At 63.2% G+C, this 13,510-nt stretch carries 15 protein-coding genes; 10 read left to right on the forward strand and 5 right to left on the reverse strand.

All coding sequences use genetic code 11. From position 1 onward, the window contains the following. The first annotated feature begins 151 nt into the window (after nucleotides 1-151). The 9 genes from HUK73_RS25840 (at nucleotide 152) to HUK73_RS25880 (ending at nucleotide 7,941) form a co-directional block, all read left to right on the forward strand. On the forward strand, nucleotides 152-1,180 hold the full coding sequence (locus HUK73_RS25840; protein WP_176594578.1) for a zinc-binding dehydrogenase: 1,029 nt from the start codon (nucleotides 152-154) through the stop codon (nucleotides 1,178-1,180). Beyond that, a complete protein-coding gene (locus HUK73_RS25845; protein WP_176594579.1) occupies nucleotides 1,177-2,436 on the forward strand; it encodes a sulfotransferase in 1,260 nt (419 codons plus the stop codon). The genes HUK73_RS25840 and HUK73_RS25845 overlap by 4 nt, the downstream gene beginning before the upstream one ends. A gap of 1 nt (nucleotide 2,437) precedes the next feature. Further along, nucleotides 2,438-3,670, forward strand: a complete 1,233-nt coding sequence (locus HUK73_RS25850) for a DUF1214 domain-containing protein (protein WP_176594580.1) — start codon at nucleotides 2,438-2,440, stop codon at nucleotides 3,668-3,670. Nucleotides 3,671-3,674: 4 nt separating this feature from the next. Beyond that, a complete protein-coding gene (locus HUK73_RS25855; protein ID WP_176594581.1) occupies nucleotides 3,675-4,088 on the forward strand; it encodes a VOC family protein in 414 nt (137 codons plus the stop codon). Further along, nucleotides 4,088-4,942 (forward strand): sugar phosphate isomerase/epimerase, encoded by an 855-nt coding sequence (locus HUK73_RS25860; RefSeq protein WP_176594582.1) that lies wholly within the window; start codon nucleotides 4,088-4,090, stop codon nucleotides 4,940-4,942. Before HUK73_RS25855 ends, HUK73_RS25860 begins: the two co-directional genes overlap by 1 nt. Beyond that, nucleotides 4,939-6,063, forward strand: coding sequence for a Gfo/Idh/MocA family protein (locus HUK73_RS25865; protein WP_176594583.1), 1,125 nt, complete (start codon nucleotides 4,939-4,941; stop codon nucleotides 6,061-6,063). Before HUK73_RS25860 ends, HUK73_RS25865 begins: the two co-directional genes overlap by 4 nt. Then, nucleotides 6,060-6,812: an SDR family NAD(P)-dependent oxidoreductase gene (locus HUK73_RS25870; RefSeq protein ID WP_176594584.1), complete on the forward strand. Its 753-nt coding sequence runs from the start codon at nucleotides 6,060-6,062 to the stop codon at nucleotides 6,810-6,812. The genes HUK73_RS25865 and HUK73_RS25870 overlap by 4 nt, the downstream gene beginning before the upstream one ends. 10 nt (nucleotides 6,813-6,822) lie before the next feature. Further along, the gene (locus tag HUK73_RS25875) at nucleotides 6,823-7,242 is read left to right on the forward strand and encodes a lipocalin-like domain-containing protein (RefSeq protein ID WP_176594585.1); all 420 of its coding nucleotides are present in this window, start codon (nucleotides 6,823-6,825) and stop codon (nucleotides 7,240-7,242) included. 270 nt (nucleotides 7,243-7,512) lie between these two features. After that, nucleotides 7,513-7,941: a nuclear transport factor 2 family protein gene (locus HUK73_RS25880; protein WP_176594586.1), complete on the forward strand. Its 429-nt coding sequence runs from the start codon at nucleotides 7,513-7,515 to the stop codon at nucleotides 7,939-7,941. A gap of 48 nt (nucleotides 7,942-7,989) precedes the next feature. Here the strand turns inward: HUK73_RS25880 and HUK73_RS25885 are convergent, their stop codons facing one another. Continuing rightward, entirely contained in the window at nucleotides 7,990-8,721 is a 732-nt protein-coding gene (locus HUK73_RS25885) for an SDR family oxidoreductase (protein ID WP_176594587.1), read from the reverse strand. 19 nt (nucleotides 8,722-8,740) lie between these two features. Next, on the reverse strand, nucleotides 8,741-10,030 hold the full coding sequence (locus tag HUK73_RS25890) for an MFS transporter (RefSeq protein WP_176594588.1): 1,290 nt from the start codon (nucleotides 10,028-10,030) through the stop codon (nucleotides 8,741-8,743). A gap of 90 nt (nucleotides 10,031-10,120) precedes the next feature. On the opposite strand from HUK73_RS25890, the gene HUK73_RS25895 reads away from it, so the two are divergent. Then, on the forward strand, nucleotides 10,121-10,696 hold the full coding sequence (locus tag HUK73_RS25895) for a TetR/AcrR family transcriptional regulator (RefSeq protein ID WP_176594589.1): 576 nt from the start codon (nucleotides 10,121-10,123) through the stop codon (nucleotides 10,694-10,696). Between the two features lie 190 nt (nucleotides 10,697-10,886). On the opposite strand, the gene HUK73_RS25900 is transcribed toward HUK73_RS25895, so the two are convergent. From HUK73_RS25900 to HUK73_RS25910, 3 genes are read right to left on the reverse strand one after another with little or no spacing between them, the layout of a single operon-like run. Then, nucleotides 10,887-12,062, reverse strand: coding sequence for a glycosyltransferase (locus HUK73_RS25900; RefSeq protein WP_176594590.1), 1,176 nt, complete (start codon nucleotides 12,060-12,062; stop codon nucleotides 10,887-10,889). Between the two features lie 4 nt (nucleotides 12,063-12,066). Further along, nucleotides 12,067-12,570, reverse strand: a complete 504-nt coding sequence (locus tag HUK73_RS25905) for a DUF2141 domain-containing protein (RefSeq protein ID WP_176594591.1) — start codon at nucleotides 12,568-12,570, stop codon at nucleotides 12,067-12,069. Continuing rightward, on the reverse strand, nucleotides 12,567-13,508 hold the full coding sequence (locus HUK73_RS25910) for a hypothetical protein (RefSeq protein ID WP_176594592.1): 942 nt from the start codon (nucleotides 13,506-13,508) through the stop codon (nucleotides 12,567-12,569). The genes HUK73_RS25905 and HUK73_RS25910 overlap by 4 nt, the downstream gene beginning before the upstream one ends. Between the last annotated feature and the right edge of the window lie 2 nt (nucleotides 13,509-13,510).

Genomic DNA, 13,510 nt, shown 5'->3' on the forward strand with positions numbered 1-13,510 from the left:
TGTGGCCCCCTTCCCCGGCGCATGAAGGTTCATTTTGCGTCACAGGAAAACGATAATCTCACGATATCGACAGAAGAAAGGCTGGTGATGCGCAGCCCGAGATGGCATTTTCAACGCAACAGGACAAATAAGCGGAGAGGATGGCAGGGCGATGCAACTCGCGCGCGTGCACGGTCCAGGTGATGTTCGGCTGGATGAGATGGAGATGCCGCTTGCTGGCGCAGGGGATGTGGTCGTCAGGGTTGCCGCCTGCGGAATTTGCGGCAGCGATCTCAGCTATATAGCTCAGGGCGGGTTGGGCGGTGTCGAGCCACTTAGCAAACCATTACCCATTGGTCATGAATTTGCCGGGACGGTGGTTGCCCTGGGTCCCGGCGTCGAGGATATCGACGTCGGAATGCGGGTCGCGGTCAACCCCGACCATGGCTTTATCGGCGGTGGCGGACCGGACGGCGCGATGGCGCCCTTCATCCGGGTAAGCGGCGCACGCATCGGCGAAACCCTTTTTCCCCTGCCCGATCATGTCGACTTCGCGCAGGCGGCGCTGGCGGAACCGCTGTCGGTGGGCCTCCACGCGCTGAAGCGGATGAAGGTTCGGCCGCAGGATAAGGTCGCGATATTGGGTGCGGGGCCGATCGGCCTTTGCACCGTGGCCATGCTGCGCCATCTGGGTGTTACCGACATCGCGATATTCGACCGGGTGGAAAGCCGGCTAGAACGCGCCCGCGCGCTGGGCGCGACGCTGGCCTGTAACGTTATGGCGGAGCGAATGACGGACGCGCTTGCCCGCACTCATGGCAGCGGGGATCGCTTCGGCGCCCCCTATGTCGGCACAGATGTGTTCATCGACGCAGCCGGCGCTCCAGCCGCGCTGACCGAAGCGTTCGGCATCGCCAAATATCGCGCCCGCATCGCCATCGTCGCGCTCTATAAGAAGCCGGTCGCCATTGACCTGTGGCGTATGATGGCGAACGAAATATTGATGAGCGGTTCCATCGCCATCGACCGCTCCGCCGAATTTGGTGAGGCGCTGGCGATGATTGCGGCGGGTGAGCAGGATCTGGCGCCGCTCATCAGCCACCAATTCGATTTCAACGACTTCCACACGGCTTTGGCCATGGCATCCGATGCCGATCGATCGGCCAAGGTCATGCTGAGATTTGCAGAGGAGCCCGCATGAGCGCGCCGCAAGACATCATCATCGACGATCTGGCGCAACCGCGCCTCACCCCCGCCATCATCGCCGCCCGACAGGGTCCAGCGGATTTCGACGAGAATATGGGCGTCGATGAAATCCTGTCCCGCGCCCGTGCCATGACCGGAGGCCTTAGCGACTTTGGCGAGGATACGGGTTTTCGCGAACGTCTGGCCGTCGTGCTGCAATCACTGGCGGAGGATGTGGGGCTGACGCGCGGCGGACGCATCACGATCATCGACCATGCCATCCGTGTGATGGCGAACCGACTACGCATCGAAGATCTGGTGAAACGCCATCCGGAAATCCTCGACATCGAAATCGAAAAACCGCTCATCATCGCCGGGCTGCCGCGTTCGGGCACGACCCATCTGGTCAACTGGCTGGCGCGCGACGAAAGGCTGCGTTCGCTCACCCTCTGGGAATCGGAGGAACCCGTCCCCAGCGCGCCGCCGCCCGAGCCGGGAGAACCCGACCCACGCGCGCTGCGCAGCGCCGAATTCTGGGGCCATTTTGAATCCATGCTGCCGCACATGGCGGCGATGCACGGCATGGATGCCGCATCGATCCATGAGGACAATGAACTGCTCTACATGGATATCAACTGCTATAGCTGGGAATTCCAGACGCGCATCCCGCGCTGGATCGATCATTATTTCGCGCATGATCGTACCCCAAGCTATCTGTACGAAAAAAAGGTGCTTCAGGTTCTGACCTGGTTCCGGGGGCCGAACCGCTGGATTCTGAAATCGCCACAGCATATGGAAAATCTGGAGGCCCTGAAGGCGGCCTTTCCCGATGCAACGCTGGTCATCACCCACCGCGACCCGGTGGCGGTGCTGCGTTCGTTGACCACCATGCTGGGCTATTCGGACCGTATCCGCCGTGATCCGACCGATCCGCCGGGTCTGGCCCGGCACTGGATCGACCGGATCGAGCGGCTGCTGCGCGCCTGCATTGAGCAGCGTTCAGCGTGGGGGCCGGAGCAGTCGATCGACATATTGTTCCACGAATATATGACCGATCAGGAAGGCATGATGCGACGCGTCTATGATCTGGCGGGCCTGCCGTTGACGCCTGAGGCCGAACACGCGTTGCTGGGCTATCTCGACGAAAATCCGCGCCATGCGCTGGGCCGCGTAATCTACGATCTGGAGGGGGTTTTCGGCGTGGACGTAGCCGCTCTTCGGGATCGTTTCGCTTTTTATTACAACCGATTCCCTGTCAAGCTGGAGAACTGACATGAAGGCTGATGGTAAGGCAGCAGAACGCCTGCTCTCCGGCGCGGCATGGGACGATTTCTGCGACACGCTGAAGGTCGCGGGCCGGATGATCGATCAGTTCGGCGACCAGCCGTCCGATCTCGACCGCGCCGAATGGTACCGCTTCCTGACGCGCCTCACCCGCTCGGGCTGCGAGCGGCTGATCGAAAATGCCGAGCCGACCCGGCCCCGGCTGCGCGACATGGTCTGGCGGCAGTCGATCAATTTCCAGACGGTCGATCAGGACCATCTGATGTGCCAGTTCGATGAGGCGCGCGATTACCGCATTACCGGAACCCGCGGCACCATCCCCTATTTCGTGATGGCGGTGCTGACCGCTCCGGCCCCCGAATATCCGGGCGCGCGTGACTGGGCACCGCTAGGCGTGGAGGGCCTGACGCAGTTCGACCCTTCCAACCTCAAGACGACCGGCTTCCTCGCCAGCCAGCAACTCATCATCGCCGATGATGGCACGTTCGAGATCATCCTGTCGCAGAACGATCCGGGGCCGGGCAAGAACTGGCTGAAACTGGCCCCCGACACCAACTGCATCCTCATCCGTCTGGTCTGGAGCGACCGTTCCAGCCAGACTGCGCCCGCCATGACCATCGAACGGATGGACGGCGTCGCACCGGAACCGATCACGCCCGCGCTGATGGCGAACAATCTTGCTTGGGCGGCGCAGGGCGTGCTCGGTTACGCTGAACTGGTGCGCAACTGGTGGCAGGGCAATCAGGGCAATTTTTCCGCCAAACTCAATCGGCTCGATTACAGCCGCGCGCAATATCTTTCCAATGGCGGCGTGCCCGACCGCCACGTCGCCTTCGGCGGCTGGCAGAAAGGCATGAAAGAGGCGCTGGTGCTGGAATTCACGCCGCCGCCCTGCGAATATTGGAACTTCCAGATCTGCAACATCTGGCAGGAAAATCTGGACACGTTCGAGGACGGCAATGGCTGGGTGAACAACAGCCGTTTCGTTGCAGAGCCCGATGGCCGCGTCCGCATCGTCATCGCCGAACGCGATCCCGGCGCGGGCGGCAATTGGGTCAACAGCTTCGGTCATGACAAGGGCCAATGGGGTCTGCGCTTCGTCCAGACGCAGGTAACGCCACCCGTCAAGCTGTGGCGGCTGCCGCTCGAACGGCTGGAGCGGGAGGGGGCGACAGCGCTCGATCCGGCGCAGGCGGTCGACACCGGCCAGTTTGTGGACTGACGCCATGGCTGTCCGCTCGCTTGACCATGTGAACATCCGGACCGCCGATGTGCCGGGCACCGCAGCCTTCTTCCGCGACATATTGGGACTGGAGGCAAGGATCGCACCGGGCGCGGACCATATCGACAGGGGCTGCTGGATTCATGATCCGGATGGACACCCGATCATCCATATCGGCCCGCTGGACGGCCGCTATCCGAGCGACGACATGCACCCCTTCATCCCCGCGCGGGGCAGCGGCACCGTGCACCATGTCGCGTTGGAATGCGATGATCTGGACGACATGATCGAGCGCATCGGCGCAACGGGACGGGCCTTCATCCGCAAGGATTACCCGCCCGCCAAGCTGACCCAGATCTTCGTTATGGAGGAGAACGGCATCCTCCTTGAACTGAATTTCCACATGGAGGCCCACTGATGCTGTCCACCCAGTTCGGCCTTGCCGCGCCACCCTTCAGCCATGTGCCATTGCTCGACCGGCTTGCCCCGGCGCGGGATGCGGGATTCAGCGGCCTGTCCCTGATGCCTCGCGATGTCTGGGCACTGGAGGCGGAGGGTATGCACGCCGCCGAAATCCGCACCCGTTTTGCGGATCAGGGGCTGCGCGTCATGGAGATGGATTGCATCGCCTGCTGGCTACCCTCGCACAGGAGCGTTGGCGACGATGTTCCTATGGCCGCGCTGTTGCGGACACTGACGCCTGAACGGGTGATCGAAACGGCTGCGCGGATGGACGCGCCGTCGATCACGGTCGTCGAGATGATGGGCGTCATACCTTCCCTGGACGAAGCGGCTGAAGCCTTCGCCCAGCTATGCGACATGGCGGCGGATCAAGGGTTGAAAGCGCATATCGAATTCCTGCCTTTCGGCGGGATTCCAGCGCTCGACCGGGCTTGGGCTATCGTGCAGGCGGCAGGCAGGTCCAATGGCGGCCTGTTGCTCGACAGTTGGCATTTCTTTCGCAGCGGGTCGTCGCTGGAACTGCTCGCCTCCATTCCGGGAACGCGCATCCTGAGCGTGCAGATCAACGACGCGCCCGCGCAACCGGGCAAGGACCTGCTGCATGAAACCATGACCAGGCGGCTGGTGCCGGGCGAAGGCGATCTGGACCTGACCGGCTTTGTCCGTGCGCTGGATGCAACCGGCTGCACCGCTTCCGTTTCCGTTGAAATCTTCTCGGCAGAGACGTCATCGCAACCCATGGCAGAGACCATCCGGCACTGGGCCGGAGCGACGCGCGCCATCATCGACAGGGCAAGGGATCAAGTATGAGCAATGAAAGGCAACCCATAGGCGCCGTTGTGGTGGGGACGGGCTTTGGCCTGTTCACCCACGTTCGCGCGTTACGCGACGCCGGTATCGAAGTGCGCGCTATCGTGGGCCGTGATCGCCAGCGGACGGTCGAACGCGCTGCGCCGCTGAACATTCCGGTGGCGTCCGATGATCTGGAACAGGTACTGGCGGATGATCCGGCAATCCGGCTGGTGACGGTCGCAACCCCACCCCACGCCCATTATCGCCCCGTCATGCAAGCCATCGCCGCCGGACGTGCAGTGATGTGCGAAAAGCCCTTCGCCAGGGATCTTTCCCAGGCGCGTGAAATGCTGGTTGCCGCCGAGCAGGCTGGCATCGTCCATGCGCTGGGTGCGGAATTCCGTTTCGACAGCGCGCAGGCATTGCTCCGCCGGGTGGTGAAGGAGGGGATGATCGGCGATCCGCTGATGTTCAGCCGCATCTATCAGCAGCCCGGCGGCAGCGGTGACGAGCCGCTGACCGACTGGTGGACCGACGCGGAACAGGGCGGCGGATTCCTGGGCGCATTCGGGACGCATATGATTGATCAGGTGCGATCCACTGTTGGAGAGATTGTGGCGGTCAGCGCGATCCTGCGCACCTTGTCGGGCCGCCCCGGCATGACCTCCGACGATTATTATAATGTCCAGTTCGTCACGGAAACCGGCTGCCGCGGCGTGATAGAGGCGGCGCAATATTTCCCCGGCCCCTTCGTGATGGTGACCAAAGTCGCGGGCACCAGCGGCGCTGCCTGGATTCAGTCGGGCGCGGCCTTTGGCGACCCCGAACAGCTGTGGGTCAAAAATGCGGACGGCCAGCGTCAGATCGCCATGCCGCCCGAACTGGTGAACCCCGCGCCCGAACCCTTCGGCGTCGAGGCATTGATCCAGACCGAGATGGACCGCTGGCACACGCAGGGCTTCGATGTCGCGCCCTATGCCAAGCTGTTCGCCCAGATGAAGGCGAAGATGGAAGGGCGCGCGCCGCCACTGCCAGATCCGGCAGGCGATTTCCGCGATGCCGCAGCCGGGCAGGCGGTGCTCGACGCGGCCCGCCGCTCCGCTGCTGAAGGACGCTGGGTGGAGGTTGAAAAGCCATGAGCAACATTCGTCATGATTATGCCGGCGCCCATGTACTGGTCACGGGCGGAACCGGCGGTATCGGCGGCGCGACGGCGGCAGCCTATCGCGATGCCGGCGCGGAGGTCACCATCACCGGCACGCGCGGCAGCGCCGCCGATTATGATGCGGATCTTGGCGGCTATCGCTATCTTCGCATGGATATGGAGGACGGCGCCAGCATCGACGCGGTGGCCGCCGCCCTTCCCCGGCTCGATATCCTCGTCAACAATGCCGGGATGGCGCTGCCCAGTATCGGCCTTGACGAATATGAACCGGATGTCTTTGCGCGCTCGGTCAACATGCTGCTCATAGGTGCCTTCCGCATGGCCCGTCGGACGGTCGATCTGCTCTCGCAGAGCCGGATCGAGGGTGGAGCATCGGTCATCGGTATCGCCTCGATGAGCAGTTTCTTCGGTATCTCGCTCGTTCCGGGCTATGGTGCGGCGAAGACTGGCCTTGTCGGCCTGACGCGCACGCTGGCTGTGCAATGGGGACCGCGCAACGTTCGCGTCAATGCGGTCGCAGCCGGCCTTACCCGCAGCCACATGACGGCGGGCACCTTCGAGCAGGAGCAATGGACCGCGCCGACCATGGCGCGCACCCCGCTGGGGCGACTGGGCGAGCCGGAGGATATTGCGGGCGCCATCCTGTTTCTGACCAGCTCCGCCGCTGCCTGGATCACTGGCCAGACGCTGCCGGTCGATGGCGGCTACACGGTGTCGGGATAGGAGAAAGAGCATGGACGATCGGGACAGGTTCGTCGGCGCCTGGCAACTGGTGCTCTGGACAACGCATCGCGCCGATGGGACCGTCGAGTTCCCCTTTGGCCGCGACGCCATCGGGCAGATCATGTACAGCGCCGACGGCCATATGAGCTGCCACCTGATGATGGCGAACCGCCCACCGCTGGGCGCGCTCAACATCTATGATGTGGACGATGCGGTTCTTGGCCGTGCTATACGCGCCTATAGCGGCTATTTCGGCACTTACGCCATTGATGCAGCGGCGGGGATCGTCACGCATCATGTCGACGGCGCATGGTATCCGGACTGGATCGGATCGCAACAACCCCGCCATTTCCGCTTCGAGGATGACCGGCTGTTTCTGGAGGCGGAGACCGGCACGGATCTGGTCAGCATCGAATGGCGCCGTGCCTAGTGACCCGAATCTGAAGTTCGTCACACTATTGGGCAGGCGCTGAACGAACTTCAGATTCATCAGGGTCACTAGCAAATATATGTTTCTAGTGTGGTTTATGGATTTGAAATACGCTCCCCACCTGGCCGCTATCATGAGGCGTATTTCAAATCCACCACACTAGGACATCATGCAAAAATGCGAACCGGCCTTGATGACAGGAGCTTGAGCCCTGACCGGTTACGCGCCGAACATGGATGACGGAAACAATAAAGAGCCGGGAGGAGCAGGATGAATATCGAGGCCATGCAGGCCCATTATGAGATCGGCCAGGAACTGACACGTTTTGCCCGTGCCATGGACGATCGCGACTGGCCGACGCTGGAAGCCATCCTCACCGAGGATGCGACAGCCGAATTGGGCACAGGCACACTGGAAGGCAGCGATGCCATCATCGCCACCATCCGCCGTTATCTGGACGCTTGCGGGACATCTCAGCATCTGCTCGGCAACCTGATCGTCGAGGCTGAGGGCGACCGGGCAAGGAGTCGCTGTTATGTCAGCGACATGCATTTGGGACAGGGCGATGCGTCAGAACCCAATTTCCGTTCGCTGGGCGATTATCATGACGTCTGGCTCCGCATCGATGGACGCTGGCGGTTGTCGGCAAGGCACAAGCACAACCGCGCGCTGATCGGATCAATGGAAGTATTCGGATAAGCAAAGAGATTGTCGTTCGGGCACGGCATCGGAAATCGGCGGAAAATTTTAGAAATGGGCGGTGTAGCCGCCATCCACCGCAAGGACCTGCCCGGTGACATAGGAAGCCGCGTCCGAGGCCAGGAACAGGACCGGACCAACAATCTCCTCCGGCCGGCCCCAGCGGCCCAGCGACGTCCGCCGGTCAAGATGTTCCGCTATGGAAGGATCGGCGATCATTTCCGCATTGGCGTCGGTAGCAAAGAAACCGGGCGCAACGGCGTTGACGGTGATGCCTCGCCCACCCAGCTCCGCCGCCAGTGCACGGGTAAGCGCATCGAGGCCGCCCTTCGACATGGTATAGGCGGCATCACCGGAACGCGCGATCTGACCCGCGATGGAGGTGATGTTGATGATGCGCCCGCCTGCCTTCATGGCAGGAGAGACTCCCCGGGCCAGGTCGAACGGAGCGACCAGATTGACCTCCAGCATCCGCCGCACCGCGGGCCGATCCAGTTGCTCGATCGGCCGGCGATCGCGATGGCCCGCATTATTGACCAATATATCGATGGGGCCGCATTGGCCCAGCGCCGCTTTGAGGGCCTGTTCGTCCTCCAGGTCGAAGATCAACGGTTTGCTCGTTCCGCCCGAAGCAGCAATGTCGGCGGCTATCGCAGCGAGCGGTTCCGGGCTGCGGGCATGAAGCAGGACATGCGCGCCCGCCCCCGCCAGACCGCGCGCGATCTCATAACCCAGACCGCGCGTCGCGCCGGTGATGAGGGCGGTTTTTCCTTGCAGCATGCTTCCCTTCCTCAACCCGTCAGGCGAGGGCGAAGGACCGGCTTCGCCCGCGATCGATCAACAACACCAATGCCGCGCCAATCAGGCACAACAGGCCCGCCGCAACAAAAGCGGGCATATAGCTTTGCCAGACCGTGCGGGAAAGCCCGCCCGCCAGCGCGGCGCTCGCCGCGCCGAGCTGATGTCCGGCGAAGATCCAGCCGAAGACCACATTTGCTCGCTCTGACCCGAAGCGCCGCGCCGTCAGCTTGACGGTCGGCGGCACGGTCGCCACCCAGTCGAGCCCGTAGAATATGGCGAAGATCGACAGGCTGTAGAGCGAGAAATCGCTGAACGGCAGATAGAGCAGCGAAAGCCCGCGGAGCGCATAATACCAGAACAGGAGCCAGCGATTGTCGAACCGATCCGACAGCCAGCCCGATCCGAGCGTACCCGCAAAATCGAACAGCCCCATCATCGCCAGCATCGACGCCGCGCCCACGGCCGCCAACCCATAATCACCGCAGAGCGAGATGAAATGGGTCTGGACAAGGCCGTTGGTGCTGGCTCCGCAGATGTAGAAGGAGAAGAAGAGAATCCAGAAGCTTGGCACGCGCGATGCTTCGGCCAGGATACGCAAAGGCGTCATCAGCAGCGCACCCAGGCTGGCGGGCTGAGGCGTGGCTGGATGGACCTCACTCTCGCCATAGGGCAGCAGGTCGAGATCGGAGGGCCGGTCGCGCATCAACAACAATGCGACCGCCGCCGCCAGCAGGATCGCGCCGCACACCAGCAACATCGCCGCGCGCCAGCCGAAATGCTCCGTCAGGCTGGCGAGCAGCGGCAGGAAAGCCAGTTGCCCGGTCGCGGTGCTGGCCGATAGCAGCCCCATGACCAGCCCGCGCCGTTCCGTGAACCAGCGCGTCGCCACCGTCGCCCCAAGTACCACGGCGGTCAGGCCAGTGCCGATGCCAATCACCACGCCCCACAGCCAGACAAGCTGCCACAACTGGTTCATGCCCAGCGAAAGCAGCAGGCCGGAGATGACGATGCATAGCGAAATCAGCATCATCCGCCTTACGCCGAAGCGGTTCATGAAGGCAGCGGCAAAGGGCCCCATGCCGCCGAACAACAGAAAACGGATCGCAAGCGCGCCCGAAATATCCGCTGCACTCCAGCCGAATTCCTTTTGCAGCGGCACGATGAACACGCCCGGCGCGCCCACGGCGCCCGCGACCACCAACATGGTCAGGAAGGTGGCGAACAATACCACCCATCCATAATGAACATGGCGCGCCGCCAGAAAGCGGGCCAGGACGGCGGAAAGCATGCGAGTCCCCATTTCGCGGCAAAAATCAGACTGGCGTTAAATGATAGACGTCATATATAAGGTCAAGAGGCCAATCGGAGCGAAGTGGGCATGAAGGTCAGCCGGGAACAGGCAGCCCGCAACCGGGACAAGGTGGTCGAGGCCGCGTCACGCCTGTTCCGCGCGCGCGGCGTGGAAGGCGTGGGCATCAACGAGGTGATGCGCGAATGCGGCCTGACCCACGGCGGATTCTACAATCAGTTCACCTCGAAACAGGCGCTCGCCGCGGAAGCCTGCGCCCGATCGTTGGCGAACGGCGTGACGCGCTGGCGCGCCCTGGCGGATAAGTCCGGGCCGGATGACGCCGCATCGGCCATAGCCGCCGATTATCTCAGCGCGCGCAACCGCGATGCGCCGGAGAGGGGCTGCGCGCTGCTTGCGCTGGGGCCGGATGCGGCCCGGCAGGGCGGCGAGCTGGCGGCGGCTTTTCGCAAGGGTTTCAATGATCTGACCGATATCATTGAAACATCGTCGCCGGATTTATCACGCGAGGATGCCCTTGCCCGCATGGCGCAGATGGTCGGGGCCATGATCCTCGCTCGCGGGGTAGCCGACCCCATCCTATCGGACGAAATCATGGCGGCCACGCGCAAGGCCTTGATGAAATCCGGCGATCAGCCTGCCTGAAAGCCGTTATTTCGGGGTTCGCAACGCCCACCACATGATGGCGGCCATGATCGACCAATTACCGCAGCTATGGACATGACGGAGGCCGCAATGATGCTCCTCCGCTGCGTCTCGATCATTGTCGGCGTGAATGGAAACTGCCCGTTCGCGTGTCGTCAATATGGGTACGGATCGAATGAATGGGCGCCGTCTAAGCAACATGGCGACGCCTCCCTTCCAGTTCCCGATACACGGCGAAGAGCTGGGCGAAATGATCGTCCATGGTCATGACGGATTCCGCCATCGCCCGCGCGCGACGGCGCTGTGCCTGGGGATCGCCATTCAGGAAATCCGTGATGACCGTTGCCATGCTGTCCGTCTGCGCCGCCCGGTAGCGCAGGCCAACGCCATGCGCCGCCTGATCCGATGCGCCGCCTTCATCGGGAACGATGATCGGAATGCCGCTGGCCCGCGCTTCCGCCGCGACCATGCAGAAGGTTTCGGCCTCGCAACCGTGAACCAGCGCATCGGCGCTCGCCAGCATCTCCGCCAGCATCGCCCGGTCATGCATTGGCGCGAGCAGCTGGATATGCGGATTGTTCGCGGCAGCGCGGCGCACCCGCGTCCGGTCGCGGCCATCGCCCACCAGCACCAGGCCGACCGGATTGGCATAACCCGCCGATGTCACCGCCTCGATCACCTGCGGCCAGCGCTTTTCGGGCGCATGTCGCCCCACGCCGAGCAGCAACGTCGCGTCGGGACCCAAGCCGCAGCGCTCCAGCAGGCGGGCGCGCAATGCCTCATTGCGATGGCGCGGTGAGAAATAGCCCGGTTCCACCCCCATGGGCAGGGTCGCGACCCGCTCCAGCCGTCCGGCGGACAGGCGCTGCGACAGGCTGTCGCTGGCGCTCACCACCAGATCGAAGCTCTGGTCCAGCCGCCGCAAATGGCGCCAGAACCAGTCGAAGCCCCGGTCAATGGTAGCGCGGCTCAGCACCGATCCGAACCAGCGATAGGCGTAGGCCGACAGCGGATCGGCATGCATGATGAGCGCGCGAGGCGCATGGCCCTGCCAGCGCGCCACCATCCCGGCGCTGGCCCAGGGCGAGGAAGCCTCGACCAGATCGGGCTGCAACTGATCGAGCATGGCGTGCAGTGATTGTTCGTCGTCAAAATAGGAATAGCGCCGGTCCAGCGGAAAGCGGCGCGCGGGCAGCATGACGATGCGCCCACCCCCCTGTGCCTCGACCACGCGGTCATCGTCCGACGGGGCGAGGATGATGATCTCATGCCCCGCCTGCGCTCCGGCCTGGAGCTTACGTTCGACATAGGTTTTCACCCCGCCGCCGCGTGGCGCGTAAAAGGCGCAGACATCGACGATGCGCATTGCGTCATTTCTCCAGCGGGCCGAAGGAAAAGAGCCCCCGGCGATAGTTCATTTTGATGGCGATCCGGGTCGGTCCCGATCCGACCGTCGCCTTGGCGGCAGCGGCATGGGGCTTGGACCAGCCGAGCTTGGGATTGCCCGGAAAACCGATGCCGTCGATCGACAGCGAGAAACGGCGATTGCTGTCCCGGTCATGCATCAGGCTGAGCGCATAGGTGCCGGGCCCCGGCGCGCGGATGCATAGCTGTACCGGGCCGGAGGCAGGCGTTGCTTCCTCCACCCGGCGGAAGGTCTTGCCTGCCCCAACCAGGATATTGTCGTCGGCCAGAAAATCCTCGTCATTGGCCGGATACAGCTCCAGCTTCAGCCGCCCGGCGCGATCCTTGAGGCCCAGTACCTCTACCAGAAAGGCCGGACCGTTTTCATTGGCCCGGCATTGCCCTTCAGCCTTGCCGAGATCGGGCGTGGACGGGATTGCCGCCCCTGCGATAAGGAACGCGGCGATCATTGGGCGCGGCTTTCGCGCAGCAGTTCGGTCACGCCCAGCACCATGCCGACCAGCAGATGCGCAGCGAGGATCAGCGACGCCATCAGCGCCATGGCCGACACGATCTCGCTGTCGCGTCCGATCAGGAAGGCGGCCATGCTGGCAAACACCACATCCTTGTTGGGCAGCAGCGGCAGGCGCGAGATGAGCTGGCGCAGCGTGCCGAGCAATATCCACCAGCTGATCGCGATGTCCGGCAGCAGCAAATGCCACATCACCGCGGCCAGCACGGTCGTTGCCACAATGCGCAGGAGGTGGATGCCCGAAACCATCCACAAATCCCCGCGCGGCAGGGTGAACAGCCGCCGCCGTAGCAGCATCGCCACCAGCGACGACGCCAGCACGAACAGGATCGATCCGCCGACCTCCCAACGGTTCAACCCCGCATCGACCGCGCCCAGCAGCGGCAGAGCGAGCGCCACCATCAACAGCGTCACGCCATTGCCGACCAGCGCCGACAGGATGGTCACATCCTTGATCGCGCCGAAGGGAGCGGTCGTGATGCTGGCGTTGCGCCGTGCCCAGGCATAGAAATAGACCTCGCCCAGATAGCCGAGCAGGATTTCGTTGCTGACCAGCTTGCGCAGCAGCGCAACAAAGCCCTCCGCCGGAATTGCCCAGAGCCGTCGGAAAATCACCCATTCGGAAATCGGCCCAGCCAGATAATAGAGCGCAAAGGCGATCCAGAAGGCGAAGGACACCGGCATGAGCGCCCAAAGACGGCTTGGATCGATATCGCGGAACTGGTGGAGGGCCACCACGAGAATCAGAACGGACACAAGCGGCCCGGCCCATCGGGTCCAGTTGCGGCCCGACTGGATCAACGGCTTGGGATCAAGCGCGCCGTCCAGCTTTGCGACCGTTGGGCTTAAAAGGCCGGTTGAGGATTCGCCGGTCATAG

The organism is Sphingobium sp. EM0848 (assembly GCF_013375555.1).
GTDB lineage: Bacteria > Pseudomonadota > Alphaproteobacteria > Sphingomonadales > Sphingomonadaceae > Sphingobium.

Excerpts from the sequence above, each read along its gene's own strand:
- HUK73_RS25840 (WP_176594578.1), top strand. The coding sequence starts at position 152 with ATGCAACTCGCGCGCGTGCACGGTCCAGGTGATGTTCGGCTGGATGAG.
- HUK73_RS25845 (WP_176594579.1), top strand. The coding sequence starts at position 1,177 with ATGAGCGCGCCGCAAGACATCATCATCGACGATCTGGCGCAACCGCGC.
- HUK73_RS25850 (WP_176594580.1), top strand. The coding sequence starts at position 2,438 with ATGAAGGCTGATGGTAAGGCAGCAGAACGCCTGCTCTCCGGCGCGGCA.
- HUK73_RS25855 (WP_176594581.1), top strand. The coding sequence starts at position 3,675 with ATGGCTGTCCGCTCGCTTGACCATGTGAACATCCGGACCGCCGATGTG.
- HUK73_RS25860 (WP_176594582.1), top strand. The coding sequence starts at position 4,088 with ATGCTGTCCACCCAGTTCGGCCTTGCCGCGCCACCCTTCAGCCATGTG.
- HUK73_RS25865 (WP_176594583.1), top strand. The coding sequence starts at position 4,939 with ATGAGCAATGAAAGGCAACCCATAGGCGCCGTTGTGGTGGGGACGGGC.
- HUK73_RS25870 (WP_176594584.1), top strand. The coding sequence starts at position 6,060 with ATGAGCAACATTCGTCATGATTATGCCGGCGCCCATGTACTGGTCACG.
- HUK73_RS25875 (WP_176594585.1), top strand. The coding sequence starts at position 6,823 with ATGGACGATCGGGACAGGTTCGTCGGCGCCTGGCAACTGGTGCTCTGG.
- HUK73_RS25880 (WP_176594586.1), top strand. The coding sequence starts at position 7,513 with ATGAATATCGAGGCCATGCAGGCCCATTATGAGATCGGCCAGGAACTG.
- HUK73_RS25885 (WP_176594587.1), bottom strand. The coding sequence starts at position 8,721 with ATGCTGCAAGGAAAAACCGCCCTCATCACCGGCGCGACGCGCGGTCTG.
- HUK73_RS25890 (WP_176594588.1), bottom strand. The coding sequence starts at position 10,030 with ATGCTTTCCGCCGTCCTGGCCCGCTTTCTGGCGGCGCGCCATGTTCAT.
- HUK73_RS25895 (WP_176594589.1), top strand. The coding sequence starts at position 10,121 with ATGAAGGTCAGCCGGGAACAGGCAGCCCGCAACCGGGACAAGGTGGTC.
- HUK73_RS25900 (WP_176594590.1), bottom strand. The coding sequence starts at position 12,062 with ATGCGCATCGTCGATGTCTGCGCCTTTTACGCGCCACGCGGCGGCGGG.
- HUK73_RS25905 (WP_176594591.1), bottom strand. The coding sequence starts at position 12,570 with ATGATCGCCGCGTTCCTTATCGCAGGGGCGGCAATCCCGTCCACGCCC.
- HUK73_RS25910 (WP_176594592.1), bottom strand. The coding sequence starts at position 13,508 with ATGACCGGCGAATCCTCAACCGGCCTTTTAAGCCCAACGGTCGCAAAG.